The following is a 25,508-nucleotide window of genomic DNA, read 5'->3' as shown; positions in this document are numbered from 1 at the left end:
AAAGATAGTTTTTTCACCATAATAGATAATTTTTTCGCCATATAAGTTATGTAAGATATTATAAGCGGGCTTTACTCAAATGAACTTATATAACTTATATGGTTTAAATTTTCTTTTGACTATTTTTGAATTCAAAATTTGATAAAATGAATAAGATTGTAAAAATCATTATCGCTTTAGTTATCTGTCTATCCGTAGGATATTCTGCAAGTATTGTGACCAGACCAAGCGTAGAAAGCTGGTATCCAACGCTTATAAAACCCTTTTTTAATCCGCCGAATTGGATTTTTATGCCAATGTGGACCTTGCTTTATATCTTGATGGCCGTTGCCGCAGGATTGGTTTGGGATAAAATAAAAGAGCAGAGTGAAGAAGTAAAAAAAGCGCTTTTATTTTTTATTATTCAGCTGACGCTTAATGCGATCTGGTCGTATTTATTCTTCGGATTAAAAAATCCACTATTGGCTTTAGTTGAAATTGCTCTTTTGCTTTTAATGATTTACGAAACGTATCTGAAATTTATCAAAATCAATAAAACTGCTGGTTACTTATTAATTCCGTATATGGCTTGGGTCAGTTTTGCACTGATTTTGAATGCTAGTATTTGGTGGCTGAATAAGTAGATTTTTAGTTTCAGGTTTTAGGTTTTTCTTTATTCCAGGTTTAATCAATACTTTATGAATAGATTCAAGGTTTTTGTTATTGCTTTAGTTTTAATTTCCTTTAAAACGTTCGCTTGTTTGAATGGAGAAACGAAAATTCTTAAAAATGGAGCTTATGCTTACATTGATTATAGAGGGTTTGTACCTCGTGGACATCATTTTTTTAAGGGAGATTTTCCGAGAATAATAAAAGAACTTGATAGTTTGTACAAAAAAACAGATGATCTCGATTACTTATCTGATAAAGGATATCTTTTAATAGTCCTAGGAAAATATCAGGAAGCTTTAAATTTATATTTGAATATCGAAAAAAGGGAGCCTAATCGATATTCTACGGCATCCAATCTGGGAACACTTTATGAATTGATGGGCGAAAATCAAAAAGCCTATACGTGGATTAAAAAATCTATTGAAATTAATCCTGAATCTCACAATGGCTCTGAATGGCTGCATTTAAAAATATTAGAAGCTAAAATCAAGAATTTAAAAGATATTTCTGGTCAGTTTTTAATTAATACGAATTTTGGAAACAAAGGCGAACCTCAAACCAAATTGTCTAAAACTCAAATAGACGAATTACTTCAATCCATTTATTATCAAGTAAATGAGCGAATGTCATTTATAGAACCAAAAGACAAAGTTATTTCGATCCTGCTTTTTGAACTTGCAAATCTTACTGAATTAAAAGGAGAAAACGAAAATGCACTTCAGATTTACAGAACTGCCCGAGTTTATGGCTGCGATGGAGATTTAATCGTAGCGAGAATGATTAATAGTGCGCAAAGCGGAATTGATTATTATCGCATAAAAGCAGGAACTTACGGTTCTCAATTAAAAGATTTACGAGAAAGCAAGCATATAGTTCATCCCGATTACTTATACCAGATTGAAACAAGTGTCCTGATTTTATCTATAGTAAGTATCGTATTGTTGATTGCTTTAATTACGGTTTTCTTGAAATTTAAGAAGCTGAAAAAAGCTATTACAGCTTCTTAAACTCCTCATTTTTAGCATACAGAAAATCCATTAATTCTAAAATATTTGATTTTTCTAAAAGTGTTTTAGATTTCGGATCATCGTTACAATAGTTTAAGAAAATTTCTTTTTCGTCGGCTTTTATTTTTAAATCGTTAGTAAAAAAATCTGGCGGACAAGAAGCTTTTACAAGTTTTTTAAAGCGATTATCAACTTCGATTTTTTTCTTAGGCTTATCAAAAATGGGATAACTAAGATTGACGGCATTTTTTATCTTTCCGTCATAAACATTAACCTTTGAGGTCACATCATCAAATTGTTTTCGAACTATGATTTCATTTGTAGCTTCTCGATCGTTGACAATTTTATGGATATCACCTTTTGTAAAAACAGATCTGGAAACCAGAACCTCATCCAATTCTTCTGGTTTTAAAATCATTTTAATCACTAGATTATTAGTCTGAATATTTTCTGCTGTTATTCTAATACGTGTGAAAAAGTAATTTTTATGAAAGAAAAAAAGACTGTCTTGAGGATTTACCAGAATTGAAAATTCTCCTAATTCATTTGTTCTTGTACTTGTGAAAGCGGTTTTATTAATAACTTCAACATCTTTAAGAGAATAAGATTGATCAACAACTTTTCCTTTTAATAATTTCTCCGTTTGAGAAATACTTAACTGGTAAGTGAAAAAAGAAATTGTGGTAAGTAATTTTACTTTCATCTAGTCGTATTTAGTTGAAAGTAAAATTATTAGAATGGTCTTAACGAAAACTTACTAATTCTGTAAATTCTTGTTAATTATTTAGCTTCTGAATTATAAGATCCCAATTAATTCGGAAGCTTTATTAATCACAATTTTAGCACCGCTTGCTTTCAATTCTTCTTCGGTTCTGTAGCCCCAAGAAACCCCGACAGGAAACATGTTTGCGTTTACAGCTGTCTGCATATCAATATCAGAATCGCCGACAAAAAGAATTTCTTCGGGACTTAAATTCCATTTTTTACTGATTGCTACGGCCTCAAACGGATTTGGTTTTTTAAGCGCTTCGGTACTCAAACCAATTGCATCATCAAAATGCCCTGGAAATATTTCCGAAACAATTTTCTTAGTCAATTCGTCTGCTTTATTCGAAAAAACAGCCATTTTAATATTTACTAATGCCGGATTGTTCAATAATTCTAAAATACCGTCATAAGGTTTTGTTTTTAAAGTACAGCTTTTACGGTATTCGTTGATCATACACTCAAAACAAATTTCGATTTGTTCGTCATTACTATGAGCTGCAGGCAACGCTTTGCTGACCAAATTTCTCAGACCGCTTCCTATAAAATATTGGTACGTATCGTAAGTGTGTGTTGGGTGATTTAAACCTGTTAAAACAACATTCATCGCGTCTGAAATGTCGTGTAATGAATTTACCAATGTTCCGTCTAAATCAAAAATAATTCCTTTAAATTTCATTCTATCTTAAATATTTTGAGCCAGAATAAACCCGCTTGTCCAGGCATTCTGAAAATTAAAACCTCCTGTAATCGCGTCGATATTTACAATTTCGCCAGCAAAATAAAGGTTTTCATGAAGTTTACTTTGCATTGTTTTGAAATTGATCTCTTTTAAATCGATACCGCCAGCTGTTACAAATTCTTCCTTAAAAGTACTTTTTCCGTTAACTTGAAATTTGGCTTTTGTAAGCTGCAAAGCTAAATTTTGCAATTGAATTTTAGATAAATCAGCCCATTTCGTTTCCTCGTTAATATCAGAAGCTAAAACCAGACTTTCCCACAAACGATTCGGAAAATCGAAAGGAGATTTCTTAGAAACTGCTTTCTTAGCGTGTTCCTGTTTTAAATCTTTCAGGATTTTTTCAGCATCTTCTGTATCAACATCATTCAGCCAATTCACAAAAATGGTAAACTGATAATTTTTATCGTGCAGTATGCGGGCGCCCCAAGCCGAAAGCTTCAAGATGGCAGGTCCGCTCATTCCCCAATGGGTAATCAGCAAAGGTCCTGTTGATTCTAGTTTGGTATCTTTTACGTTTACGGTAACTTGTGCTGCAACGCCGGGTAATTCTTTGATACGAGAATCTTTAATATTAAAAGTAAATAAAGAAGGAACAGGACTCACAACAGCGTGACCTTGTTCCTGAAGCATTTCCCATATTTTTGGATTGCTTCCTGTTGCCATTACTAATTTTTCGGCGGCGTAATTATCAGTTTGGGTATCAATTTTCCAATGGTTTTCTTTTTTGAAAATAGATTGTACACTTTGTCCCGTAAGGATTTTTATGCCTAATTTTTCGGTTGCTTTTAGAAAACAATCAATTATAGTTTGAGATGAATTGGAAACAGGAAACATTCTGCCGTCTTCTTCTATTTTGAGTTCAACACCATGTTTTTCAAACCATTCGATTGTGTCTCCAGAACAAAATTGATGAAAAGGACCGCGAAGTTCTTTTTCACCGCGCGGATAAAACTTCACTAATTCATTCGGTTCAAAACAAGCGTGCGTTACATTGCATCTTCCTCCGCCAGAGATGCGGACTTTAGAAAGAACTTCTTTTCCTCTTTCTAAAATTGCAATTTTGAGTTTCGGATTTTTCTCTGCAATATTAATCGCTGTAAAAAACCCTGCTGCGCCTCCGCCAACGATGATTATGTCGAAATTTTTAATCATATTTTTTTGATTTGCCACGAATGTTTTTTTTTGCCACGAATTACACGAATGGCACTAATTATTTTCTTGTCACTCCCGATAGCAATCGGGATAAAATGATTTACACAGATTTCAATAATTTGAAAAAAATTAATTCGTGAAAATTTGTGTAATTCGTGGCGAAAAAATCCTTTTAATTGGTGTAATCTGTGGCTAAAACTTAAACTTTATATTTTATCTGGATTATCAGAGATAATTCCATCTACTTTATACCCTTTTACTTTTTGAATATCTTCATCCGAGTTGACTGTCCAAGGGAAAACTAAAAATCCTTTTTCCTGAATTTTTTGAACGTTTTCACTATTCAATAAATTATAATCGGGATGAATTGCTTTTGCCTTTATACTTTCGGCGAAAGCCAAAGCTGTATCAAGATCCTCTTCGGTTAAAACTCCAATTAAAATTTTTGGATTTAGATGGTGAACTTCTTCCAGAGCACTCCAGTCAAAACTTGAAATGATAAAATGCTGATAATCCCATTCTTTTTGAGAAATATATTCTTCTATTAAAGAAACAACCTGCTTAGAAGTATCGGCATTTTTTAATTCGACATTAATAAAACATTTTTTGTCGACCAAATCAAAAACCTCATTCAGAGTTGGAATTTGATGTTTTTCTGTAATCAAAAATGATTTTAATTCGGCTAAAGTATAGGTGTTGATTTCCCCTGTTCCATTTGTCATTTTGTCGATGGTTTCATCGTGCATTACGATTATATGTCCGTCAACGCTCAGATGAACATCCAGTTCGATTCCATCAGAATTTAAGTCTAAGGCTTTTTGAAAAGCTTGTAAAGTATTCTCAGGTTCGTAGGCTTTGGCACCTCGATGAGCTATTTTTAGCATTGGATTTCTTTTAACCGCAAAGATCGCAAAGATTTACGCAAAGGGCGCAAGGAATTGATAAAAATTATTTAGCCGCGAATTCACGAATTTTTATTTTTCAAATACAAGGAAAATAATTCATGGATTCGCGGCTAAAAAAACTGATTTCAGGATCGCTTAAAGTGTCGCTTTTTGTTTTTCGACAAAACTGTTGGACTGGAGTTCCAGCAATTCTTTTGCGTTCTTTCGCTGCAGATCGTAAAGACTTCTATCTTCTGCAATATCTGCATATACTCTATCGTGCATAGAAGCGCTTGTTTTTACTAATAATTCACGTTGGTATTTATTCTGTTCCAAAGTGGCTTTCATTGCCGTTTCGGCTTCTTCTTGCTTAAAGTCGTATTCGCCTTTTGGCGCTAATAATTTGGCAATGATCGGCGACGTTTCTATCGCCAGAAACAACAGCATTATAAAAAATGAAGGAAGCCAAGGCAGTTTATTCAGCGCATTGATACGCGCCATTAATCCGTCAAAACCTTCGATAATAGGCTGTGTCTGCGAAACTTTTTTGTCTAAATCAGCCTGCAATTGTGTACCTGCTTTTTCTTTTTCGGCTATTTTAGCCTCATTTGCAGTTTTTAATGTTTCGTATTCTTTAAGAGCCGCATCGTGTTTTTCTCTTTTTTCTTTGTAAACAGGGCCTTTTCCAAGTCTCTTGGTTCCGGCAGTTCCTTCTGCTTCTGTAATATAAGTAGCATACAAAGCATTCACTTCTTTTTCCTTCTTAACGATATCTGCCTTTAAAGCTGCTATTTCGGCTTTATTTTTATCCAGATCTGATTTGAAATAATTACCAACTTGTTTTTTATTCGCCAATTCCATTTCGTTTTTCTCTTTCAGCAAAACGGTATTGATTTCTTTTTCGAAAATTTTAATTTCTAAAGGTTTCGAAATTACGATTGCAATAATAATCGCCAGAATAATACGCGGCGTTGCCTGAAGGAATTCGTCCATAAAACGATCTCTTTTCTTTATAGTAGAAACGATAAACCGATCTAAATTAAAGATGAGTAAACTCCAAACAAATCCAAAAGCTAAAGCTGGATAAATAGAATCGAAAACGGTAAAAAGTGCATATGCACTGGCAAGGAAAGCCATAACTGCCGTAAAGAAAACGGTCGCGCCAATACCTGCGTATTTGGTCTGCTCGCCTTCAGAACATCCTTCGAGCAGCTCTTTGTCTGCACCCGAACATAGGATAAAAAATTGTTTTAACATGATTGATGATTTTTGATTAATGATGATACGGCAAATTTAACGCCAATTTTTTAATTAGAGTCAAAATATTATTTTGTTTTTCGTTGTGAATCAATTATTTGATGTCGGTATGTTATTTAAAGATTAATAAAACCTGAAGTGCTACGGTCAATCATAACACTATGTTAATTTTTTTTCAAGGGTTTAATAATACTGGGGTTTTAGCTTCGCAAACGAAAATCAAACTACACACACAATGAAAAAATTTTATTTATTAACCGCATTCTTTTTATTCGCCTTTACCGGTTTTGCTCAGAAAGGAATTATATCTGGAAAGATATTAGATGCTGATGACAAACTGCCGCTTCCTGGAGCTATGGTTCAAATTGTGGGCGAAAAAAAATATACGGTGTCTGACTACAACGGACGTTTTGAATTATTGAATATTAATGAAGGAACTTATAAAGTTGAAGTAAAATATATTGGATACACTACTTTGACTCAAGAAATAAAAGTAGAGCAAGGAAAAAATAACGTTATTGATTTTGCGCTTAAAGCTTCTGAAAATGAACTGAAAGAGGTTATTGTTGGAGATATCTTAAAAGGTCAGGCAAAAGCTTTGAATCAACAGAAAAACAGTAAAAATATCGGAAACGTAATTTCATCAGATCAAATGGGCCGTTTTCCAGATGCCAACGTTGGAGACGCCTTAAAGCGTGTTCCAGGTATCACAATGCAGAACGATCAAGGTGAAGCTCGTAATATTATTATTAGAGGTCTGGCTCCGTCTTTAAACTCTGTAACTTTAAATGGCGACAGAATTCCGTCTGCAGAAGGAGACAACAGAAACGTACAAATGGATTTAATTCCGTCTGATATGATTTCTACAATCGAAGTAAACAAAACCTTAACTTCAGACATGGATGCTGATGCAATCGGAGGTTCTGTAAACTTAATTACAAGAGCAACTCCAAACGGAGAAAGAATCTCAGCAACACTTGCCGGAGGCTATCTGCCAATTCGTGATCATGCTTCTTATACCGCTGGATTGGTTTATGGTAATCGATTTGCTAACGATAAATTAGGAGTAGTATTCAGCGGTTCTTACAACAACGTTGATTACGGTTCTGATAATATCGAAAACGAATGGGTAAAAGATGATTTTGGAAATGAATATCTTCAAGCTTCAGAAATTAGAAAATACGATGTACAGCGTATTCGCCGAAGCGCTTCTGTAGCTTTAGATTATAAATTCAACGATAACAATACCATTTTTGCCAATGCAATTTACAACTGGAGAGATGATAGAGAAAATCGTTTTAGAACCACTATTGATGATATTGAGCCTCTTTATAATGGTGAAGAAATTATTGGTTTTGAAGGTCGTGTCAAACGTCAGACAAAAGGTGGTCTTGACAACAGCCGAAATAAAAACAGAAGATTAGAAGATCAAAGAGTTCAAAACTATTCGCTTCGCGGAGAACACTTAATCAATTCTACTTTAGACCTAGATTGGTCTGCAAACTACGCAAAAGCTAGAGAATACCGTCCAGGTGAGCGTTATATCGAATACCGTCAAAAAGGTCTTGATGTATTTGAAGATTTATCTGATTCTAGATTTCCTCTGGTAACTACAGCTGGAGAAGCGCTAGACCAATTCGAATTTGATTCGGTTACTGAAAACACAGACGAAACAAGCGAAAGCGAATTTGGAGCCAAAGTAAATATCCGTTTTCCTTTCTCTGTAATTGCAGGAGAAAAAGGAAGATTAAGAACAGGTCTTAGACTTCGTTTGAAAGAAAAAGAAAGAAACAATAATTTCTATTCTTATTCTCCACTGAATGCCGGAATGGATTTATTATCTGAAGTTCCGACAAGTTATTATGACGGACAAGGATTTAATCCAGGAAGTAAATATGTACCGGGAACTTTTGCTTCTGCGGCTTATTTAGGAGGATTAGATTTGAATAATGCTTCTTTGTTTGAAAAAGAAACAGATCCAGCAGAATATTTAGCCGTAAACTACAATGCAAAAGAGAGAATCACTGCTGCGTATGTAAGATGGGATCAGGATTTTAATGATAAACTTTCTATGGTGTTAGGATTTCGTGTTGAGAATACCCATATTGACTACACCGGAAACCGTGTATTGGATGAAGAAGAATTAGAAAGCAGAATCAATAATACCAACTCTTACACTAATTTACTGCCGAGTATTTCATTTCAATACAACGCTACAAAAGATTTGATTTTAAGAGCTGCTGCTACAACAGCTTTAGCAAGACCAAACTATTATGCATTGGCTCCTTATGTAAATAACATTGCTGCCGACAAAGAAATTACAGCCGGTAATCCAGATCTTGATGCTACTTACTCATACAATTATGATTTTATGGCAGAAAACTATTTCAAATCTGTTGGTTTGATTTCTGGAGGTGTTTTCTATAAAAGATTAAATGATTTCATCTACAACTACAGCGATAATCAATATACAGATACAAAATTTGCTGCAGATTTTCCTAACCAGACAAATCCAATTCCAGCGGGAGAAAACTGGTCGTTTTTACAATCAAGAAATGGAGATAAGGTAGATGTTTACGGATTTGAGGTTGCTTTTCAGCGTCAATTGGATTTCTTACCAGGTAAATTCTTAAAAGGTTTCGGTATTTATTTAAACTACACATATACAAAATCTAAAGCAAGAGGAATTGCCGATGAGGATGGAAACGAAAGAAACGACATCAGCCTTCCGGGAACGACACCGCACATGTTTAACGGATCTCTTTCTTGGGAAAACAAACGTTTCTCTGCTAGAATCTCTACCAACTTTACTTCTGATTATTTAGACGAATTGGGTTCTGAGTCTTACAAAGACAGTTTTTATGATAAGCAGTTTTTCTTAGACGCAAACGCTTCTTATAAAATCACCAAACAACTTCGTGTTTTTGCAGAGGCAAATAACTTAACCAATCAGCCGTTACGTTATTACCAAGGTGTTGCCGGTCATACTAAACAAGCAGAATATTACCAAGCTAAATTCAATCTTGGATTGAAATTAGACTTATAATCTTCAATTTTTAAAATTCTTACATTAGACAGAGTTTTACCGCTCTGTCTAATTGCATTAAAATAGATAATAAAATGAAAAATAATTCTATAGTTGCTCTTTTACTGATAAGCATCTTATTTACAGCTTGTAAAGACGATAAATTAGCGCCTGTTCAGCCCAATGCTGTCAAGCCGACAGCAGTAACCGAAGCGTTGCCGCACGATACAGATGATCCGGCAATCTGGATTAACCCGACTGATGCTTCAAAAAGTATCATTATCGGAACAGATAAAGACACAGACGGCGGTTTGTATGCTTTTGATTTGAATGGAAAAATCCTTAAAAAATCGATTGTTTTAAAAAGACCAAACAATGTCGATATCGCTTATGGGTTACTTATTGACGGAAAAAAAGTTGACGTTGCTGTTGCTACAGAACGCGAAGAAAATAAAATCAGAATTTTTAGCCTGCCGGATTTAGAACCTATTGACAACGGCGGAATTCCTGTTTTTGAGGGAGAAGCACAGCGCGACCCAATGGGAATTGCATTGTACACACGCCCAAGCGACCAGAAGATTTTTGCTATCGTGGGAAGAAAAACAGGTCCTTCTGGAAGTTATTTATGGCAGTACGAACTTTCTGGAAACGGAAAATTTGCCGCTGCAAAAGTAGTTCGCAAATTTGGAGCTTACAGCGGTAAAAAAGAGATCGAAGCAATTGCAGTTGATAACGAATTAGGAACTGTTTTGTATTGTGACGAACAATTCGGAATTAGAAAATACAAGGCTGATCCTGCTTTAAACGACAATAAAGAATTGGCGCTGTTTGGCCAAAAGGATTTTAAAGCAGACAATGAGGGAATCGCGATTTACAAAAAAACAGATTCTACAGGATATATTTTAGTTTCTAACCAGCAGTACAATACTTTTATGGTTTACCCAAGAGAAGGCGCAAAAGGAAACCCAGACAGCTATCCTTTATTAGCAGAAATTCCAACATCTACAATCGAATGTGACGGTGCAGATGTTACCAGTATAAACTTAGGACCAAAATACAAAAACGGCCTTTTTGTTGCCATGAGCAACGGAATGACTTTCCATTATTACACGTGGGATTTAATCCAAAAACGTATTGACGAAGCTAAGAAATAAAGATTCAGTGTTGATTTGAAATCGCAGTTCTTTGGCTCCTTTCCTTTAAACTGTAGTTGAAAACTGCGATTCAATATTATTTTTACCGCAAAGGTTCGCAAAGCTTTATTTACAAAGCTTTGCGAACCTTTGCGTTTTTTTTCTTTGCGTTTCTTTGCGGTAAACTTTTTAAGTCCTATAAGGCTGAGCGATTCGAAGCATTATCAAACTGAGCGGAGCCAAAGCATTGTCAGGCTGAGCAGAGCCGAAGCATTGTCAGGCTGAGCGGAGCCGAAGCCCCCCGTCCCAATTGCAGCGCCCTTCTGCTCCGCTCAGGATGACATTACGTAATTGAACACTAAAAAAACTGAATACTGACCAATAAAAAAAAGCTGTTCAAAACGAACAGCTTTTTTATTTGAATCAATATTCCCCTTTTATTATTCTGTAATCGGTGCTCCGGCCAAAATTTCAGCGTTTGCAAATTCTTCAAATTTGGCAAAATTAGCTTTAAATTTCTGTGCTAATTCGATTGCTTTTTTATCATATAACGCAGGATCTTCCCAAGTATTTCGAGGGTTCAAAATTTCTTCTGGAACATTCGGGCACGATTGTGGTTTTGCAATTCCGAATACCGCGTGATTTTTATACGCTACATTATCCAATTCTCCTTTAAGAGCAGCGGTAATCATGGCGCGAGTATATTTTAGTTTCATACGGCTTCCTGTTCCGTAAGGACCACCAGTCCAGCCTGTATTGATTAACCAAACTTTCACTCCTGAATCTTTCATTTTTTTACTCAACATTTCAGCATAACGCGTTGGATGCAAAGGCATAAACGGCGCTCCAAAACAAGCAGAGAAATTTGGCTGCGGTTCTGTAACTCCCGCTTCTGTTCCAGCCACTTTTGCCGTGTAACCAGAAATAAAATGGTACGCTGCCTGACCTGGAGTCAATTTTGAGATTGGAGGCAGAATTCCAAAAGAATCTGCCGTTAAGAAAAATATATTTTTAGGATTATGTCCCACCAAACCTGGCTGTACATTATCAATATGTGTTATTGGGTAACTTACACGTGTATTTTGAGTGATCGAAACGTCATCAAAATCAACTTCGTTTGTTCCAGCTTTGAAAACCACATTTTCTAAAAGCGCTCCTTTTTTGATTGCTCTAAAAATGTCCGGCTCGTTTTCTTCAGTCAAATTAATAACTTTAGCATAACAGCCTCCTTCAAAGTTGAAAACAGTATTCTCATTAGTCCAGCCGTGCTCATCGTCTCCGATTAATTTACGTTCTGGATCTGCAGACAACGTTGTTTTTCCTGTTCCAGACAATCCGAAGAAGATTGCTGTATCTCCATCTTCACCAACATTGGCACTGCAATGCATTGGAAGTGTATTTTTGAAAACTGGAAGAATAAAGTTTAAGGCCGAAAAAATTCCTTTTTTCATTTCTCCTGTATAACCTGTTCCGCCGATAAGAGCGATTTTTTTAGTAAAATCCAAAATAGCAAAATTAGACTGGCGTGTACCGTCTACAGCAGGATCTGCCATAAAACTTGGTGCACAAATCACTGTCCATTCTGGAGTAAAATTAGCTAATTCTGATTCTTCTGGACGAAGAAACATATTGTAACAGAATAGATTAGACCATGCCGTTTCTGTTACTACACGAACATTTAATCTGTAATTTGGATCTGAACATACGTAAGAATCACGAACAAAAACTTCTTTGTCAGATAAAAACGCAGTTACTTTATTGTACAGCTTTTCAAAAGCCGAAGGTTCAAAAGGAATATTAACATTTCCCCACCAAACTTGGTCTTTTGTAATAGCATCTTTTACAATAAAACGATCCTGTGGAGAACGACCTGTAAATTCACCTGTATTAATTGCCAATGCTCCAGTAGAATTCTCAACACCCTGCCCTGACTGCAAAGTAATCGCATGTAATTCATCTGCAGTTAATTGATAACGAACTTTTGCATTTTCAATTCCTAATTCTTTTAACGAAATCGATTGCGACAAAACTGTGTTAGTGTCCATAAATTTTAAGTTGTGTGTGATACTTTAAGAGAATACAAAATTACAGATTAATTTTTATTTCTTTCAAAAAAGCCAATTTCACTTTAATTTATATCAAAAAAGAGAAATTTTGCTCTTAAAATTATAAAAACAAAAAAATAATTGATTCTAATTTGTTTTATTACATCCCTTTACATGAATTTGTTATATTATTCTTGATTTTCAATACAAAACATAAAAAATTCACATAAATAAAGTTATATGTTATTTATGCGACAAAATTAAAGATTAATTTTTAGATAGAATTTTTTATTCGGTATTTTATGATTTTCTCCTCAATATCGTAAGAAATAATAGCGCCCAAGCAAAGATTAACAAGAATCCGCCCAAAGGTGTTGCGAATACGATAATTTTAAAATCAAAAACAGTAAGGCTTTTAGTAGCCAATAAATAGATTGATCCGCTAAAAAGTAAAACTCCTGCAACAACTAAACTATAGATTGTTTTTAAGGTCTTTTCGGCAATCTCTTTTCGAGTAGAAAGAAAAAGAAGAAACATTGCATGGTACATTTGATAACGAACTCCAACTTCAAAAGTATTTAGTTCTTCAACCGACAGGTATTTTTTTAGTAAATGTGCTCCAAAAGCACCTAAAATAATAGCAATCATTCCGATAAAAGCTCCTGTTAAAACAATTCTTCTTTTCATAATTTATTTCTTTTGAAATTCCATGCAAAAATACTCCAAACGAACCAAAAAACCTTTTGTGTTTTCAAATAATTTCTCTTAAAAAACACATTATTTCTCAAAGCAAAATCAAAAATAAATTGAATTTTATTCAGATTAAATTGTTATATATGTAACATTTAAATATATTTGTGTTAAATATTTAAAGCATGAGAAACGTTTTAATACTTGGAGCAGGAAGATCTGCATCGTCTTTGATTCGATATTTACTAGCAAAATCCAACGAAGAAAACCTGCACATAACCGTGGCAGACCTTTCTTTAGAGTTAGCTGTAAAAAAGACACAGCAGCATCCTAATGCCGCACCGCTTGCTTTAGATATTTTTAATGACGCCGCAAGAAAAGATGCCGTTTCTAAAGCGTCTATTGTAATCTCAATGCTTCCTGCCCATCTTCATATCGAAATCGCAAAAGATTGTCTGCATTTCAAAAAACATCTGGTTACAGCTTCTTATATTAGTGATGCCATGCAGGCTTTGGATGAAGAGGCTCAAAAAAACAATCTCATTTTTATGAACGAAATCGGACTTGATCCTGGTATCGATCATATGAGCGCTATGAAAGTGATTGACGAAATTAGAGCCAAAGGCGGTAAAATGCTTTTGTTTGAGTCCTTTTGCGGCGGACTTGTAGCTCCAGAATCTGATACTAATCTTTGGAATTATAAATTTACCTGGGCGCCACGAAATGTAGTTCTAGCAGGTCAAGGGGGGGCTGCCAAATTTATTCAGGAAGGAACTTATAAGTACATTCCGTACAGCGCTCTATTTAGAAGAACAGAATTTCTTGAAGTAGAAGGCTACGGAAAATTTGAGGCTTATTCTAACCGCGATTCTTTAAAATACAGATCGGTTTACGGTTTAGATAATATCCTGACTTTATACAGAGGAACCATAAGAAGAGTTGGTTTTTCGAGAGCATGGAATATGTTTGTACAACTCGGAATGACTGATGACAGTTACATTATGGAGGATTCTGAAAACATGAGTTACCGTCAGTTTGTGAATTCTTTTCTGCCGTATCACCCAACAGATTCTGTTGAAATTAAAACGCGTTTGATCTTAAAAATTGATCAGGACGATATTATGTGGGATAAACTTTTGGAACTTGATTTATTCAATCCGAACAAAAAAGTAAACCTGCCGAATGCAACGCCAGCACAAATACTTCAAAAGATTTTATCCGACAGCTGGAGCTTAGAACCAGACGATAAAGACATGATTGTGATGTACCATAAATTTGGTTATGAACTAAATGGCGAAAAGAAACAAATTGACTCTAAAATGGTCTGCATTGGCGATGACCAGACGTATACGGCAATGGCCAAAACAGTTGGGCTTCCGGTCGCTATCGCTACCTTATTAATCTTAAACGGAAAAATTACCACACCAGGCGTACAACTTCCGATTAAAAAAGAAGTTTATGAACCCATATTGAAAGAATTAGAAGAATACGGCGTCGTTTTTAACGAACAGACCGTTCCGTATTTCGGATATAATCCTGACTTGTTTTAGTCTGGAGCCCTTTTTAGTTTAGAATTTTTTTTTATTAGTTTTTTTAATTTTATCCGCTTCTCTGAGCTAGAAGCGGATTTTTTTTCTTTTAAGGGACAAAAGTGCAAAGTTATAGAGCAAAAAAGGTTTTAATTCTTTGTCAAATTCTAAAACTTTGACAAATTCTAAAACTTTGACAAAGTGAAAAAAACTCTGTCCCTTTGTAATTTTGCACCTTTGCCCCTTAAAAAAGCCTATTCTGGTGTCTGAATCGTAATTGGAAGAGAATAAGACACTCTGACTGGTTTTCCATCTTGAGAAGCGGGAATCCATTTTGGAGAAAGTTTCAAGATTCTTACTGCTTCATTTCCTAAACCGTATCCCAAATCTTTAACAATTTTAATTTCAGACAAGCTTCCGTCTTTTTCCACCATAAATTCTATATCAACTTTTCCTTTTATTTTATTTTTTGAAGCTTCTTCAGGAATTTTAAAGTTCTGTCCCACGAATTTATAAAACTCCTCGATCCCGCCTTGATATTGAGGTTCATTTACACTTTCAGTATCATAGGTTACCGAAAATCCTTTCTTCATTTTAGGTGCACTATTTAGGGATTGCGCTGTTGTTTCTGTACTAAAAATAAATAAGGACAGAGCGTAAATCAATCCTACGCCAAAAACTTTTGCTACTACTTTAACCGGAGATTGTTTTTTAGACATCATAAGAAAACGTTTTTTAGTTATTAAATAATTGATATTACTTGCCAAAGCAACAGTGCCTTTATTAGAAGCAAAATGCAGTAATAGGTTTTGATAATTAGAAATTTCATTAAACTGATTATTCACTGCTTCGTCTGCCAAAAATTCGTGATTCAATTTTATAGCTTTTTCAAAAAAAACAATGAGGGGATTGAACCAGAAAATGATTTGCAAAACCTCAACAAAAAGAATATCCAGCGAATGTCTCTGCACTAAATGTGCTTTTTCGTGGGCAATTAATTCGTTTGGAATTCTGCCGTTTTCAAAGTCTTCTTTATTAATAAAAATGGCATTCCAAAAAGAGAATGGCAAAATGATATTTTTCACCAAAACGACTTTATTGTTTTCAATAATTTGAGATTTATTGTTTTTTGAAATCCTATGAATAGCATATAGATTTTTAAAAAATCGCACCGTCAAAATCAGCGCTACAATTGCATAAACCAAGACTACCCCAAACCAAAAAACCTGATTAAAATTTATTGAATCCGAAACCGCTGTACTGGTTCGAATAACAATTCCGTCGAGCTGAATTATGCTTATTTTATCTAAAAATAAAGATTGCAACGAAAATAATTGCAACGGAATAACAAGACTAAAAATTAAACTCCCCAATAAATAAGCGCGGTTGAAACGGAACATGCGTTCGTTTTCTAACATCAATTTATAAACTGCATAAAAAACCAAAAGCAGTATTCCCGATTTTAATAAATAGTTTATCATTTTTTCTTTTTTTGAATTTGCGAATCAATAATCTTTTTAAGTTCTTCTAATTCTGAAGTCGACAAGTTGGTCTCTGTCGTAAAAAAAGAAGCAAATTGTGAAGCCGAATTATTAAAGAAATTACTAATCAGACCTTTTACATGTTTGGAGAAATAATCTGTTTTTTTGACTAACGGATAATATTCTCTCGAATTTCCAAATTCGTTATAAGCCACAAACTTTTTATCGATCATTCGTTTCAAAAGCGTTGCCACAGTTGTTGTCGCTGGCTTTGGTTCTGGATACGCTTCCAGTAAATCTTTCATAAAAGCTTTTTCAAGCTTCCAAAGATGCTCCATTAATTGTTCTTCTGAGTTTGATAATTGCATATTTTTACGGTTCTAAGGTTCTGAGCTACTAAGATTCTAAGGTTTTAAATTCTATCTTAATTCTTTTTATTCTCTGCAAGCATTATTCTTTCTAATTCAGGCAATTCTTTCTTATAAGCCTCAACATCCCATTCTATATTCATTTTTGCAGCAGATTCCGCCATAGTTCCAAGACCAACTTCAGCGCGTCTTTTATCTATATTATCAGGATCTATTAAGGGCGATATGTACCATTTATTAGTCGCTTTATTTTTTGAATACTGACTTCCATAAATTTGTTTTCTTCCTTCTCTCAAGGCTATTCTATCTTCTAGGTACGCAAGATTTCGTGCATTTGCATTGCCATTTTTAACAGCCTCTCTCATCATAGGCAGGTACTTTTGCTGATATTTTAAATCAGCATGCTGAATTACCAAATACAAAGTCTGATTGGCAAGCGACCCCACAACATCTTTACCAACCCAGCCTCTTTCGTCCAGAATCTTAATTATCTTTATCAAGTTGATACTATCTCTGCGAATCATTATTTGCCCCACGCTGTCGATGGCCTTTTTATTGGCATTATCAGCTTCATAAATTTTCATAAAATCAATTCGAATACTCTGATCATCTGTATATATAGCTAAAAGTTCTTTTTGAAGCGGTTTATCATAATCCCGCTCCAAAATATCTAATTTCTTCTGAAATTTTACTAAAAGTTTTTCCCATTCTTTTGTATCATGCAAAGCTTTTAAATTGCCATCAATTTTGAGATACGCCATTGCTTCATAACCATTATCAATTGCAAGATTAAGCCATTTAAAGGCTTTTTTATTTTCATTTGCCTGAGCAGCCGAACAGCCTGCATTGTATAAACTTGTTTTATTTTTATGCTCTATTTTGAATGCTTTTTCATAATACACAACAGACATTTTATAATCTTTTGCCTGATAACAGGAATCTGCTTTTGACACAAGTTTTTTATAAGTTTGTGCTTTTGCAGAAAAAGAACAAACAATCAAAATCAGGGAAATTAGTTTTTTCATTTATGAAGGTTTAAGTTAGTTCATTTTGTGTTCCGAAATCAATTCGCCTTTATTATATTTTCTAATCGAAACTAATTTTCCTTTATCAGAATAGAATTTCCATTCTCCAAAATAAAACCAATGCGTTTCAACCGAATTTGATTCTAATTTTGTTTTTCCTTTAGATTCTAATCTTCCATTTTCATAATAGGTTTTTGCAATACAGATTCCGTTTTTGTATTTCTCGGTTTTATAAATTTTTCCATTAATGTAGGATTTCCATTTTTTAACCGGCTGATCGTGTTTGTAATATTCAACAGACTTATAAGTGATACTGTCTTGAGAATAGCTCTCAATCCAAACACCTTCTTTTTTCCTGTCAACCTTCTGATTAATCGGTTTGCTTTTACAACTCAAAAGCATTAAGCCGCAAAACAATAGTAAAAAAAAGTTTTTCATATCCTTGTTTGTTTCTACAATTATAGATGTTGTTCTACAAATGTAGAATTAATTTTCAAACTTGCAAATATTTTTTTTAGATTCTGATATCCTCAGAATTAAAAGTTCTTACAATTGAAATTTTCTTGATTTACCGATTGCGTTAGGGATTGAGGCGTTATCCTTTTATGCAGCGGAGCGGAATAAAAGATATAGCCGAAAGCCCGACCGAAGGGAACGCCCATAAAAAAATCCGCTCATTGCTGAACGGATTCTATATAAAAACTTTGTGCCTTAGCGTCTTCGCGGCAAATTTTTCTTGATTTACCGATTGCGTTAGGGATTGAGGCGGTATCCTTTTATGCAGCGGAGCGGAATAAAAGATATAGCCGAAAGCCCGACCGAAGGGAACGCCCACAAAAAAATCCGCTCATTGCTGAACGGATTCTATATAAAAACTTTGTGCCTTAGCGTCTTCGCGGCAAATATTACTTGCTCAATTCCACAAAATACTTGTAAAACAACGGAATCGTCTCAATACCTTTTAAGTAATTGAAAATTCCGAAATGCTCGTTTGGCGAGTGAATTGCATCAGAATCCAAACCAAAGCCCATTAAGATGGTTTTACTTTTTAATTCTTTCTCAAACAAAGCTACAATCGGAATGCTTCCGCCAGAACGAACCGGAATTGCAGGAACTCCAAATGTTTCTGTATACGCTTTATTTGCCGCCTGATATCCGATACTGTCAATTGGCGTAACATAACCTTGACCTCCGTGGTGCGGCGTTACTTTTACCGTAACTCCAGCAGGAGCAATGCTTGTAAAGTGTTTTGTGAACAATTCTGTAATTTCTTCCCATTCCTGATTTGGAACCAAACGCATTGAGATTTTAGCAAAAGCTTTGCTCGCAATAACCGTTTTAGCACCTTCTCCCGTGTAACCGCCCCAGATTCCGTTTACGTCTAATGTTGGACGGATCGAGTTTCTTTCGTTGGTTACATATCCTTTTTCGCCGTAAACATCAGCAATGTTTAAAGCATTTTTATATTTTTCTAAGCTGAAAGGCGCTTTTGCCATTTCGGCTCTTTCTTCTGCAGATAATTCCTGAACTTTATCATAGAATCCTGGAATCGTAATATGATTATCTTCGTCGTGAAGCGAAGCAATCATTTTTGCCAAAATATTAATTGGGTTCGCTACCGCCCCGCCGTACAATCCTGAATGCAAATCGCGGTTCGGACCTGTAACTTCTACTTCAACATAACTCAAACCTCTTAAACCTGTCGTAATAGACGGCTGTTGGTTCGAAATCATTCCGGTGTCTGAAATCAGGATCACGTCATTTTTAAGTTTTTCCTGATTGCGTTGTACAAACCAAGCCAAACTTGCAGAACCTACTTCTTCCTCGCCTTCGATCATGAATTTTACGTTGCAAGGCAGATTATTGGTCTGCACCATATATTCTAATGCTTTTACGTGCATGTACATCTGCCCCTTGTCATCGCAAGCACCGCGGGCAAAAATTGCGCCTTCTGGGTGAATATCTGTTGTTTTGATAACGGGTTCGAATGGTGGCGAAGTCCATAATTCTAACGGATCTGGCGGCTGTACATCATAGTGTCCGTAAACTAAAACCGTTGGAAGATTTGGGTCGATTATTTTCTCTCCATAAATAATTGGGTAACCTGGAGTATCGCAAATTTCGACTAAATCGCAGCCTGCTTTTGTTAAACTTTCCTTAACAGCTTCTGCGGTATCGATAACATCTTGCGAGTATGCGGTGTCGGCACTTACCGACGGAATTTTTAATAATTCGATCAACTCATTGATAAAGCGATCTTTATGTTGTTGAACGTACGACTTAATGTTTTCCATTTAAATTATTTTTATAGAAAACCAAAAGTACGAAAAAGAGAATTAAAAAAAATTTTCAAAAAATGCTTTGATAATTCAAAAGTATGCCTATCTTTGCACCCACAATTCCGCGGATATGGTGAAATTGGTAGACATGCCAGACTTAGGATCTGGTGCCGCAAGGCGTGTAGGTTCGAGTCCTATTATCCGCACTGAAAAAAGCTTCTGAGAAATCAGAAGCTTTTTTGTTTTTGGAAAATACCAATTTCGCACAATCTTGTCATTTCGACGTAAGGAGAAATCTTCGCAAGTAGCTCCGTTGCGAATATCCAATCTTTGTGGAGCTTCTCGTGGAGATTTCTCCTTACGTCGAAATGACAAACGATCTGGCAATCTGCATTATAATTCACCTTGACGAAAGAAGATCCCCAGCATCACCAACAGGTTGTCAAACTATGAAAAAATTGCGCAAATCAATCTGGAATTTTTTGTCAGTTTTGCTGTTTTGGTTTCTCCTTTCGTCGAAATGATCGGTGCCTAAAAACACCATTTCTTTACTTAAACAACATCCAAATAAGGATCCAGAACTTCTGCCAATCTATTGAGCCAATAAAAATTATCTTCGAGATTGTTGAATTCAGTTTCTACTGTTTCGCATCCGCGCATGGAACATAACGAAAGAATATAATTTACCTCTCGTATTGTTTTCGCCATGTCTTTTGGATCGATAACATCAGTAAAAAAGGCTTTTAGTCTATTTTCAACTTCGTTTGAAAGCATTTCTGTAGTCATTATCTTATTTTTTATTTGAGGCAAATATAATAATTTGTGGGCGAATTAGCCTACATGAACGAAATAAATCTTTTCCACTTTTGAAATATGAATATTTCAGAAGAAACTTTTCTTGTAAATCTTGGTATTCACGTGAGGCAATTACGTGAAAAGAGAGGCTTATCCCAACAAGGTTTAGCTGACGATTGCAATATTGACAAATCTCAAATAGCAAGATTAGAAGTTGCGAAAGTAAATACTGGAATAAAAACCCTTTTTAAAATTGCTAATGCTTTGGGCATTGAACCTAAAGAGTTACTCGATTTTCATTCCAAATAAAACATATTAATCCCCAATGATCGCCACCAAAAAATTTAACCTCACCAAAAAAGAATATTTTTCAATTATCGTTAGAGTTTTAATAAAACAACGCTGGTGGTGGTTTGCTTTTATGTGGCTGGTTACTATCTTTATTCTTTTAAAAGACGAAAAAGATTCTTTTGATATTTTTTTGATTGGTTTTAGCATTCTTTATCCTTTAATTATACTATTGCAATATTGGAGATTTACAAACTCTAATGAAAACAAGAGTTTTTTTGAGGAAAGACAATATCAAATCTCTTCAGATAAAATCATTACTTATTTAGGTTCTGCAGATGGCAGAGCCGGAATTGATAATTTTATCAAAACCCTAGAATTAAAAGATGTCTATCTTTTGTACCTATCAAAAACACAAAGTGTATATTTCCCTAAACGAATTTTTGAAACTGTAGAAGATGAAAACTGGTTTAGAAATGAAATATTTTTGAAAATTAAGAAGAAGTAATTTAGGCTAAAAACTACCTGAAATCATATGACAAAATTCTTTTCAAGCTTTTTTGAAAATTGGTTTAAACCAATATGGTTTTGGTTTGTTTCAACACTTCTTTTGTTATTTTCCAGCTCTATAAACAATTCGCTTATTCAAACTATTATTTTCGGATTATTTGGTCTAGCCTTATTAGGTTTATTAGCCTCTGCTCTATATCAGCTTTCCGAAAAAAGATGGCTGAAAAGTCTTATTAGTTTATTGTTATTTGGCGCAACAATATTCATATTGATTCTTGTTTCAATGGCAGCATTTTTTATAGCAGACGAAACACCCGATACTTGGGCAAAAAACCTAACAATTCCGAAAAATATTCCAATTGATAATCCTATTGATTTGGAATCGTTTGACACCAGCAAAAGGCCTGACAGCATAACAAACAGAGTTGTAGAAAAAATAGATTTTCAACTTTATAATTCTTTTCAGCCTGGACTTTACGAATATGATTTTTGGGTCGGAAAAATCGAAAGCGGCACCATTTATCTGAAAGCTTTTGAAATTACCCAAAAACAAGCACTTTCTGCTGAAGATTTACCCAGTAGAACTTTTATTCAAATTTACAATCCGACCGACAGCATAAAGAAATTCAGTACACACGACCACTTTACAATTTATGAAGGCGATTGGGGAGATCCGTATGCCGCAAGATTTGAAGTTTGGCTTAAACCAGATAATGGCGCTAAAGAAAGAAAATTATTTTCTAAAAATTATAAAATTGAGGGTTGGATGAGATAAAAAAACTGTTTATATCCATTTAATAAGATTAGAATATGAACAACAAAAAATTAGATCTGACTCAGAAAATTGCGATTGTAATTCCGATATTATTTTTTCTAAGTTGTTTCACAAAACGTTTTATAGAAAGATTTCGAATGTCAAACGATTTTCGCTGGATCTATGAATACGGAAGTTTTGGTACTTTACTTTTATGCATCTTTCTTGTTATTTTTTCTTTTGCTAATTCTATTTTAATGCTTCGGGATTTAAAAGCAAAATGGCAGCAAAAAACTTTGTGGCTTCTACTGAGTTCTTCTATTTTTCTTTTAGTTTTGGGTTTAATGATGACATTATTTTAAATATAATATAAAACTCAAAATCACAAAAAATGACGATTTCAAAACGTAAAAAAACGCAATTTTTCATTTCGATTTCCGTAACTATTGTTTTGATGGCTGTTGTTTTCAACCTCAAAAGGTTTCATGCCCAATTCTATAATAAAACAGGAGAAAATCTTGACTCTTTGGTAATTGCAGGAACTTTCATTGGAAATTTAAAAAATGGAGAATCAACAAAAAATATTGATTTTAAAGAATTTGAATTTGATGGTGCAACCCCTTACGAAGAAATCAGCGGTAATTCAAATAACAAAAAATTAAATATGTTACATTGGAGCTGGTGCGGCACCGAAATACGTCAAGAATCTAATGGCTCTTATAATTTTGACATCAAGAAAAAGATGGATGAAAAAGGTAATGAATGCTTGTATTTGACTGAACATAATAAGAAAGCTTTTTTTGAGGAATTAAAGTAAAAAGACAAATTTATTTATTGTCAATAATAACCCTTCTACAGATCAAAGAAAAAAAATCCAAATACTTCAACAAAAAGATGGACAACTAAGCCTTCTTGGAGAAATCATTTTCCCAGAAAAAATTAAACTTAAGAATTTTATAAGTTTAGATTCAAATGAAGTTTACATCTTTGATGAAAAAAATCAAATTTGGAAAACAGTAATTAAAAAATGAATTTCGGCTAAAGCCTTTCACTTTCAAACATAAAACAACCTCCAGCTAAAGCTGGAGGCAATTCATCTAGTTTTGTCATTCTGAGCGAAGTCGAAGAATCTCCGCGAGCAGCTCCGTTCGTAACAAACCTTGTGGTTGTTCAGAAATTTCTTTAATTATTTTATGTTTTAATCCCTAAATATTCTTATTTTTAAAATACCAAAAACACTAATTCTCCTTATTTTATTCATTTTTAAAACTCTAAAATCATTTAGAACACATGAAAAAATACAGATTATTAGTCATCCTCTTAGGACTTATTATTGTTTTTTACTTTGCAAGAACGGTTCGAAGTTTTACCGTTAAACAGGAAACTCAAACTTTAAAATCAGAACATTTTATTCTTTCCTATAGCGGGATTTACAAAAGTGAAGCCGAAAAAGTCAGCAGACATCTAGAAGACAATTATGCTCCGATCAGAGAAAATCTAAAAGATGTACAACACGATGTCATAAAAGTTTTTGTTTACGGTTCGCAATACAAATTTAATGCTGCTACTGGTTTAAAAGAAAACACAAAAGGTACAAGCCGTGGCCCAAACGAATTTCATTTTGTCTACAGTAATTGGTTTAGTGCTATTTTTCCCGACGACCCGCTCAAAACGGCGCTTCATGAATTTACGCATTGCGTTCAGTTAAATATTTTAATCAATAAAGCTAAAGAAACCATTATCACGCAGGACCCAAAAACTTTTGAAAAAGAATTTGATAAAAAATTCAAAGCCGAATATCCGCGCTGGCTTTGGGAATCGATCAGTATTTTTGAAGCAAAAGAAGTAAATACTTTAAGCGTAAAATATGCCAAAAGCAAAAACCTGACTTTAGAAAATTTAAATAAAAGCAATCAGATTTATAATATTGGTTATACCATTATTGAATACATCACTTCAAAATGGGGAAAAGACAGTGTTCCTCAATTGATTTCGTCGTTTGGCGATATTGAAAAAACATTGAAAATAACTCCAGAAGAATTTGAAAAAGGATGGATTGCTTTTTTGGAGGAGAAGTATTAAAAAACTTTGCGCCTTCTCGACTTTGCGAGAGATTCATAAGTTTAATACTTTAAAATTAATCTCGCAAAGACGCAGAGGCGCAAAGTTTACTTTTTACTTTTTACAAATTACTTTTTATCTAAAAGCTCAAGGATCTTATCCACATTCACTTCGCTGTAATCATTGATATAAAAATCACATGGCGGCAATTGTTCTTTGGTATGCGTGCTTAAAACGCCAACGACTTTCATTCCGGCATTTAATCCTGCTGTAACACCCGAAAAAGAATCTTCGAAAACCACACAATCAGACGGAGAAACGCCGACACGTTTTGCAGATTCTAAATAAACTTCTGGATTTGGTTTATGAAAAGTTACGTCTTCGCTGGACATCATCGAATCCATTTTTTGGTCGAGTCTCAGGAAATTGGCAATCAAATCTAAATTGGCGCGCGGAGCTGATGTTGCAACAGCCGTTTTGAAACCGCGGGATTTTAATTCGCTTAAAAAATCCAAATAATGCGGAATCGTTTCTACTTTGTCTTTATAAATTTCACGGAACATTCCTTCTTTTTCATCTTCTAGTTTCAGCAGTTCTTCTCCCTCAATTGGGCGCTTGAAGAAATGCGTCATGATATAACTATTGTGTTTTCCGTACATATGTTCTTCGAATTCTTCATTCGTATACGGAATTTTATATTTATTGAAAAACTCTTCGAATGCTACGACATGATGCGGATTGGTGTGGCAGATTACGCCGTCCATATCGAAAATTACACACTTTTGGCTCATAATTGTTTTGTTGTTTTTTAAAGGTTGCAAGATAGGGTTATTTCGCAGAGATTTTGTTTTTTAATCTCGCAAAGTCGCGAAGGCGCAAAGATTTTTTTCTCTCGCAGATTTGGCAGATTACGCGGATTATTTATTTTCTTCTTAAAAATGTAATCTGCTCAATCTGCCAAATCTGCGAGAGAAAATCCTTCAACTCTTATTAATCTGCAGCTTTAAAAATTAAAACTTTGCGCCTCTGCGACTTTGCGAGATTAAACCCGACAAAGATTGACAACC

General features: G+C 34.5%; 25 protein-coding genes and 1 tRNA gene. 12 read left to right on the top strand and 14 right to left on the bottom strand.

Going from position 1 to position 25,508, the window contains the following annotated elements; genetic code table 11:
• Positions 1-146: 146 nt before the first annotated feature.
• Positions 147-623 carry a TspO/MBR family protein gene (locus C4F50_RS09650; protein ID WP_193846339.1) on the top strand — a complete coding sequence of 159 codons (477 nt, stop codon included), beginning with the start codon at positions 147-149 and terminating at the stop codon, positions 621-623.
• A 54-nt stretch (positions 624-677) separates the two neighbouring features.
• Complete coding sequence (locus C4F50_RS09645) at positions 678-1,658, top strand: tetratricopeptide repeat protein (protein WP_193846338.1); 981 nt, start codon at positions 678-680, stop codon at positions 1,656-1,658.
• Here C4F50_RS09645 and C4F50_RS09640 read toward each other — a convergent pair.
• The 5 genes from C4F50_RS09640 to C4F50_RS09620 all read right to left on the bottom strand — a co-directional run bounded on the left by C4F50_RS09640 (position 1,645) and on the right by C4F50_RS09620 (position 6,458).
• Positions 1,645-2,361 (bottom strand): hypothetical protein, encoded by a 717-nt coding sequence (locus C4F50_RS09640; RefSeq protein WP_193846337.1) that lies wholly within the window; start codon positions 2,359-2,361, stop codon positions 1,645-1,647. The genes C4F50_RS09645 and C4F50_RS09640 overlap by 14 nt on opposite strands.
• A gap of 93 nt (positions 2,362-2,454) precedes the next feature.
• Positions 2,455-3,102, bottom strand: coding sequence for an HAD family hydrolase (locus tag C4F50_RS09635; protein WP_193846336.1), 648 nt, complete (start codon positions 3,100-3,102; stop codon positions 2,455-2,457).
• Between the two features lie 6 nt (positions 3,103-3,108).
• Positions 3,109-4,317 (bottom strand): BaiN/RdsA family NAD(P)/FAD-dependent oxidoreductase, encoded by a 1,209-nt coding sequence (locus C4F50_RS09630; protein ID WP_193846334.1) that lies wholly within the window; start codon positions 4,315-4,317, stop codon positions 3,109-3,111.
• A 206-nt stretch (positions 4,318-4,523) separates the two neighbouring features.
• Positions 4,524-5,201, bottom strand: coding sequence for a glycerophosphodiester phosphodiesterase (locus C4F50_RS09625; protein WP_193846332.1), 678 nt, complete (start codon positions 5,199-5,201; stop codon positions 4,524-4,526).
• Positions 5,202-5,357: 156 nt separating this feature from the next.
• Positions 5,358-6,458, bottom strand: a complete 1,101-nt coding sequence (locus C4F50_RS09620; RefSeq protein ID WP_193846330.1) for a DUF4407 domain-containing protein — start codon at positions 6,456-6,458, stop codon at positions 5,358-5,360.
• A 235-nt stretch (positions 6,459-6,693) separates the two neighbouring features.
• Between C4F50_RS09620 and C4F50_RS09615 the strand changes: the two genes are divergently transcribed.
• Both C4F50_RS09615 and C4F50_RS09610 read left to right on the top strand, forming a co-directional pair.
• Positions 6,694-9,504 (top strand): TonB-dependent receptor, encoded by a 2,811-nt coding sequence (locus tag C4F50_RS09615; RefSeq protein ID WP_193846328.1) that lies wholly within the window; start codon positions 6,694-6,696, stop codon positions 9,502-9,504.
• A gap of 74 nt (positions 9,505-9,578) precedes the next feature.
• Positions 9,579-10,637, top strand: a complete 1,059-nt coding sequence (locus C4F50_RS09610; RefSeq protein ID WP_193846326.1) for a phytase — start codon at positions 9,579-9,581, stop codon at positions 10,635-10,637.
• A gap of 419 nt (positions 10,638-11,056) precedes the next feature.
• Here C4F50_RS09610 and pckA read toward each other — a convergent pair whose 3' ends face one another.
• Both pckA and C4F50_RS09600 read right to left on the bottom strand, forming a co-directional pair.
• Positions 11,057-12,661, bottom strand: coding sequence for a phosphoenolpyruvate carboxykinase (ATP) (gene pckA / locus C4F50_RS09605; RefSeq protein WP_193846324.1), 1,605 nt, complete (start codon positions 12,659-12,661; stop codon positions 11,057-11,059).
• Positions 12,662-12,961: 300 nt separating this feature from the next.
• On the bottom strand, positions 12,962-13,348 hold the full coding sequence (locus C4F50_RS09600) for a DUF423 domain-containing protein (protein WP_193846323.1): 387 nt from the start codon (positions 13,346-13,348) through the stop codon (positions 12,962-12,964).
• A 188-nt stretch (positions 13,349-13,536) separates the two neighbouring features.
• Between C4F50_RS09600 and C4F50_RS09595 the strand changes: the two genes are divergently transcribed.
• Entirely contained in the window at positions 13,537-14,901 is a 1,365-nt protein-coding gene (locus C4F50_RS09595; protein WP_193846321.1) for a saccharopine dehydrogenase family protein, read from the top strand.
• Between the two features lie 233 nt (positions 14,902-15,134).
• On the opposite strand, the gene C4F50_RS09590 is transcribed toward C4F50_RS09595, so the two are convergent.
• From C4F50_RS09590 to C4F50_RS09570, 5 genes are all read right to left on the bottom strand, one after another.
• A complete protein-coding gene (locus C4F50_RS09590; RefSeq protein ID WP_228011998.1) occupies positions 15,135-16,361 on the bottom strand; it encodes a M56 family metallopeptidase in 1,227 nt (408 codons plus the stop codon).
• Positions 16,358-16,729 (bottom strand): BlaI/MecI/CopY family transcriptional regulator, encoded by a 372-nt coding sequence (locus C4F50_RS09585; protein WP_134148081.1) that lies wholly within the window; start codon positions 16,727-16,729, stop codon positions 16,358-16,360. Before C4F50_RS09585 ends, C4F50_RS09590 begins: the two co-directional genes overlap by 4 nt.
• Before the next feature lie 56 nt (positions 16,730-16,785).
• The gene (locus tag C4F50_RS09580) at positions 16,786-17,754 is read right to left on the bottom strand and encodes a DUF6624 domain-containing protein (protein WP_193846313.1); all 969 of its coding nucleotides are present in this window, start codon (positions 17,752-17,754) and stop codon (positions 16,786-16,788) included.
• Between the two features lie 15 nt (positions 17,755-17,769).
• A complete protein-coding gene (locus C4F50_RS09575; protein ID WP_193846311.1) occupies positions 17,770-18,192 on the bottom strand; it encodes a toxin-antitoxin system YwqK family antitoxin in 423 nt (140 codons plus the stop codon).
• 467 nt (positions 18,193-18,659) lie between these two features.
• Positions 18,660-20,048, bottom strand: coding sequence for a dipeptidase (locus tag C4F50_RS09570; protein ID WP_193846310.1), 1,389 nt, complete (start codon positions 20,046-20,048; stop codon positions 18,660-18,662).
• A 109-nt stretch (positions 20,049-20,157) separates the two neighbouring features.
• Between C4F50_RS09570 and C4F50_RS09565 the strand changes: the two genes are divergently transcribed.
• Positions 20,158-20,239 (top strand) — tRNA-Leu (locus tag C4F50_RS09565).
• A gap of 346 nt (positions 20,240-20,585) precedes the next feature.
• Here the strand turns inward: C4F50_RS09565 and C4F50_RS09560 are convergent.
• Complete coding sequence (locus C4F50_RS09560; protein ID WP_193846308.1) at positions 20,586-20,819, bottom strand: hypothetical protein; 234 nt, start codon at positions 20,817-20,819, stop codon at positions 20,586-20,588.
• 87 nt (positions 20,820-20,906) lie between these two features.
• Between C4F50_RS09560 and C4F50_RS09555 the strand changes: the two genes are divergently transcribed.
• From C4F50_RS09555 to C4F50_RS09530, 6 genes are all read left to right on the top strand, one after another.
• The gene (locus C4F50_RS09555) at positions 20,907-21,137 is read left to right on the top strand and encodes a helix-turn-helix domain-containing protein (protein ID WP_193846306.1); all 231 of its coding nucleotides are present in this window, start codon (positions 20,907-20,909) and stop codon (positions 21,135-21,137) included.
• A 16-nt stretch (positions 21,138-21,153) separates the two neighbouring features.
• On the top strand, positions 21,154-21,624 hold the full coding sequence (locus C4F50_RS09550; protein ID WP_193846304.1) for a YcxB family protein: 471 nt from the start codon (positions 21,154-21,156) through the stop codon (positions 21,622-21,624).
• Between the two features lie 27 nt (positions 21,625-21,651).
• Complete coding sequence (locus C4F50_RS09545) at positions 21,652-22,401, top strand: hypothetical protein (protein WP_193846302.1); 750 nt, start codon at positions 21,652-21,654, stop codon at positions 22,399-22,401.
• A 137-nt stretch (positions 22,402-22,538) separates the two neighbouring features.
• Positions 22,539-22,742, top strand: coding sequence for a hypothetical protein (locus tag C4F50_RS09540; RefSeq protein ID WP_193846300.1), 204 nt, complete (start codon positions 22,539-22,541; stop codon positions 22,740-22,742).
• Positions 22,743-22,771: 29 nt separating this feature from the next.
• Positions 22,772-23,197, top strand: a complete 426-nt coding sequence (locus tag C4F50_RS09535; protein ID WP_193846298.1) for a hypothetical protein — start codon at positions 22,772-22,774, stop codon at positions 23,195-23,197.
• Between the two features lie 473 nt (positions 23,198-23,670).
• Positions 23,671-24,462, top strand: coding sequence for a hypothetical protein (locus C4F50_RS09530; protein WP_193846296.1), 792 nt, complete (start codon positions 23,671-23,673; stop codon positions 24,460-24,462).
• 107 nt (positions 24,463-24,569) lie between these two features.
• Here C4F50_RS09530 and C4F50_RS09525 read toward each other — a convergent pair whose 3' ends face one another.
• The gene (locus C4F50_RS09525) at positions 24,570-25,232 is read right to left on the bottom strand and encodes an HAD family hydrolase (protein ID WP_193846293.1); all 663 of its coding nucleotides are present in this window, start codon (positions 25,230-25,232) and stop codon (positions 24,570-24,572) included.
• Between the last annotated feature and the right edge of the window lie 276 nt (positions 25,233-25,508).

The sequence above is a fragment of the Flavobacterium hungaricum genome (assembly GCF_015182285.1).
Lineage (GTDB): Bacteria > Bacteroidota > Bacteroidia > Flavobacteriales > Flavobacteriaceae > Flavobacterium > Flavobacterium hungaricum.
This window is presented reverse-complemented; position numbering and strand designations above follow the sequence as displayed.

Coding starts and splice junctions, on each gene's coding strand:
- C4F50_RS09530 (WP_193846296.1), top strand. CDS start 23,671: ATGAAAAAATACAGATTATTAGTCATCCTCTTAGGACTTATTATTGTT.
- C4F50_RS09585 (WP_134148081.1), bottom strand. CDS start 16,729: ATGCAATTATCAAACTCAGAAGAACAATTAATGGAGCATCTTTGGAAG.
- C4F50_RS09620 (WP_193846330.1), bottom strand. CDS start 6,458: ATGTTAAAACAATTTTTTATCCTATGTTCGGGTGCAGACAAAGAGCTG.
- C4F50_RS09525 (WP_193846293.1), bottom strand. CDS start 25,232: ATGAGCCAAAAGTGTGTAATTTTCGATATGGACGGCGTAATCTGCCAC.
- C4F50_RS09535 (WP_193846298.1), top strand. CDS start 22,772: ATGACGATTTCAAAACGTAAAAAAACGCAATTTTTCATTTCGATTTCC.
- C4F50_RS09560 (WP_193846308.1), bottom strand. CDS start 20,819: ATGACTACAGAAATGCTTTCAAACGAAGTTGAAAATAGACTAAAAGCC.
- C4F50_RS09615 (WP_193846328.1), top strand. CDS start 6,694: ATGAAAAAATTTTATTTATTAACCGCATTCTTTTTATTCGCCTTTACC.
- pckA (WP_193846324.1), bottom strand. CDS start 12,661: ATGGACACTAACACAGTTTTGTCGCAATCGATTTCGTTAAAAGAATTA.
- C4F50_RS09640 (WP_193846337.1), bottom strand. CDS start 2,361: ATGAAAGTAAAATTACTTACCACAATTTCTTTTTTCACTTACCAGTTA.
- C4F50_RS09590 (WP_228011998.1), bottom strand. CDS start 16,361: ATGATAAACTATTTATTAAAATCGGGAATACTGCTTTTGGTTTTTTAT.
- C4F50_RS09550 (WP_193846304.1), top strand. CDS start 21,154: ATGATCGCCACCAAAAAATTTAACCTCACCAAAAAAGAATATTTTTCA.
- C4F50_RS09570 (WP_193846310.1), bottom strand. CDS start 20,048: ATGGAAAACATTAAGTCGTACGTTCAACAACATAAAGATCGCTTTATC.
- C4F50_RS09600 (WP_193846323.1), bottom strand. CDS start 13,348: ATGAAAAGAAGAATTGTTTTAACAGGAGCTTTTATCGGAATGATTGCT.
- C4F50_RS09625 (WP_193846332.1), bottom strand. CDS start 5,201: ATGCTAAAAATAGCTCATCGAGGTGCCAAAGCCTACGAACCTGAGAAT.
- C4F50_RS09630 (WP_193846334.1), bottom strand. CDS start 4,317: ATGATTAAAAATTTCGACATAATCATCGTTGGCGGAGGCGCAGCAGGG.
- C4F50_RS09555 (WP_193846306.1), top strand. CDS start 20,907: ATGAATATTTCAGAAGAAACTTTTCTTGTAAATCTTGGTATTCACGTG.
- C4F50_RS09595 (WP_193846321.1), top strand. CDS start 13,537: ATGAGAAACGTTTTAATACTTGGAGCAGGAAGATCTGCATCGTCTTTG.
- C4F50_RS09645 (WP_193846338.1), top strand. CDS start 678: ATGAATAGATTCAAGGTTTTTGTTATTGCTTTAGTTTTAATTTCCTTT.
- C4F50_RS09545 (WP_193846302.1), top strand. CDS start 21,652: ATGACAAAATTCTTTTCAAGCTTTTTTGAAAATTGGTTTAAACCAATA.
- C4F50_RS09580 (WP_193846313.1), bottom strand. CDS start 17,754: ATGAAAAAACTAATTTCCCTGATTTTGATTGTTTGTTCTTTTTCTGCA.
- C4F50_RS09540 (WP_193846300.1), top strand. CDS start 22,539: ATGTCAAACGATTTTCGCTGGATCTATGAATACGGAAGTTTTGGTACT.
- C4F50_RS09650 (WP_193846339.1), top strand. CDS start 147: ATGAATAAGATTGTAAAAATCATTATCGCTTTAGTTATCTGTCTATCC.
- C4F50_RS09635 (WP_193846336.1), bottom strand. CDS start 3,102: ATGAAATTTAAAGGAATTATTTTTGATTTAGACGGAACATTGGTAAAT.
- C4F50_RS09610 (WP_193846326.1), top strand. CDS start 9,579: ATGAAAAATAATTCTATAGTTGCTCTTTTACTGATAAGCATCTTATTT.
- C4F50_RS09575 (WP_193846311.1), bottom strand. CDS start 18,192: ATGAAAAACTTTTTTTTACTATTGTTTTGCGGCTTAATGCTTTTGAGT.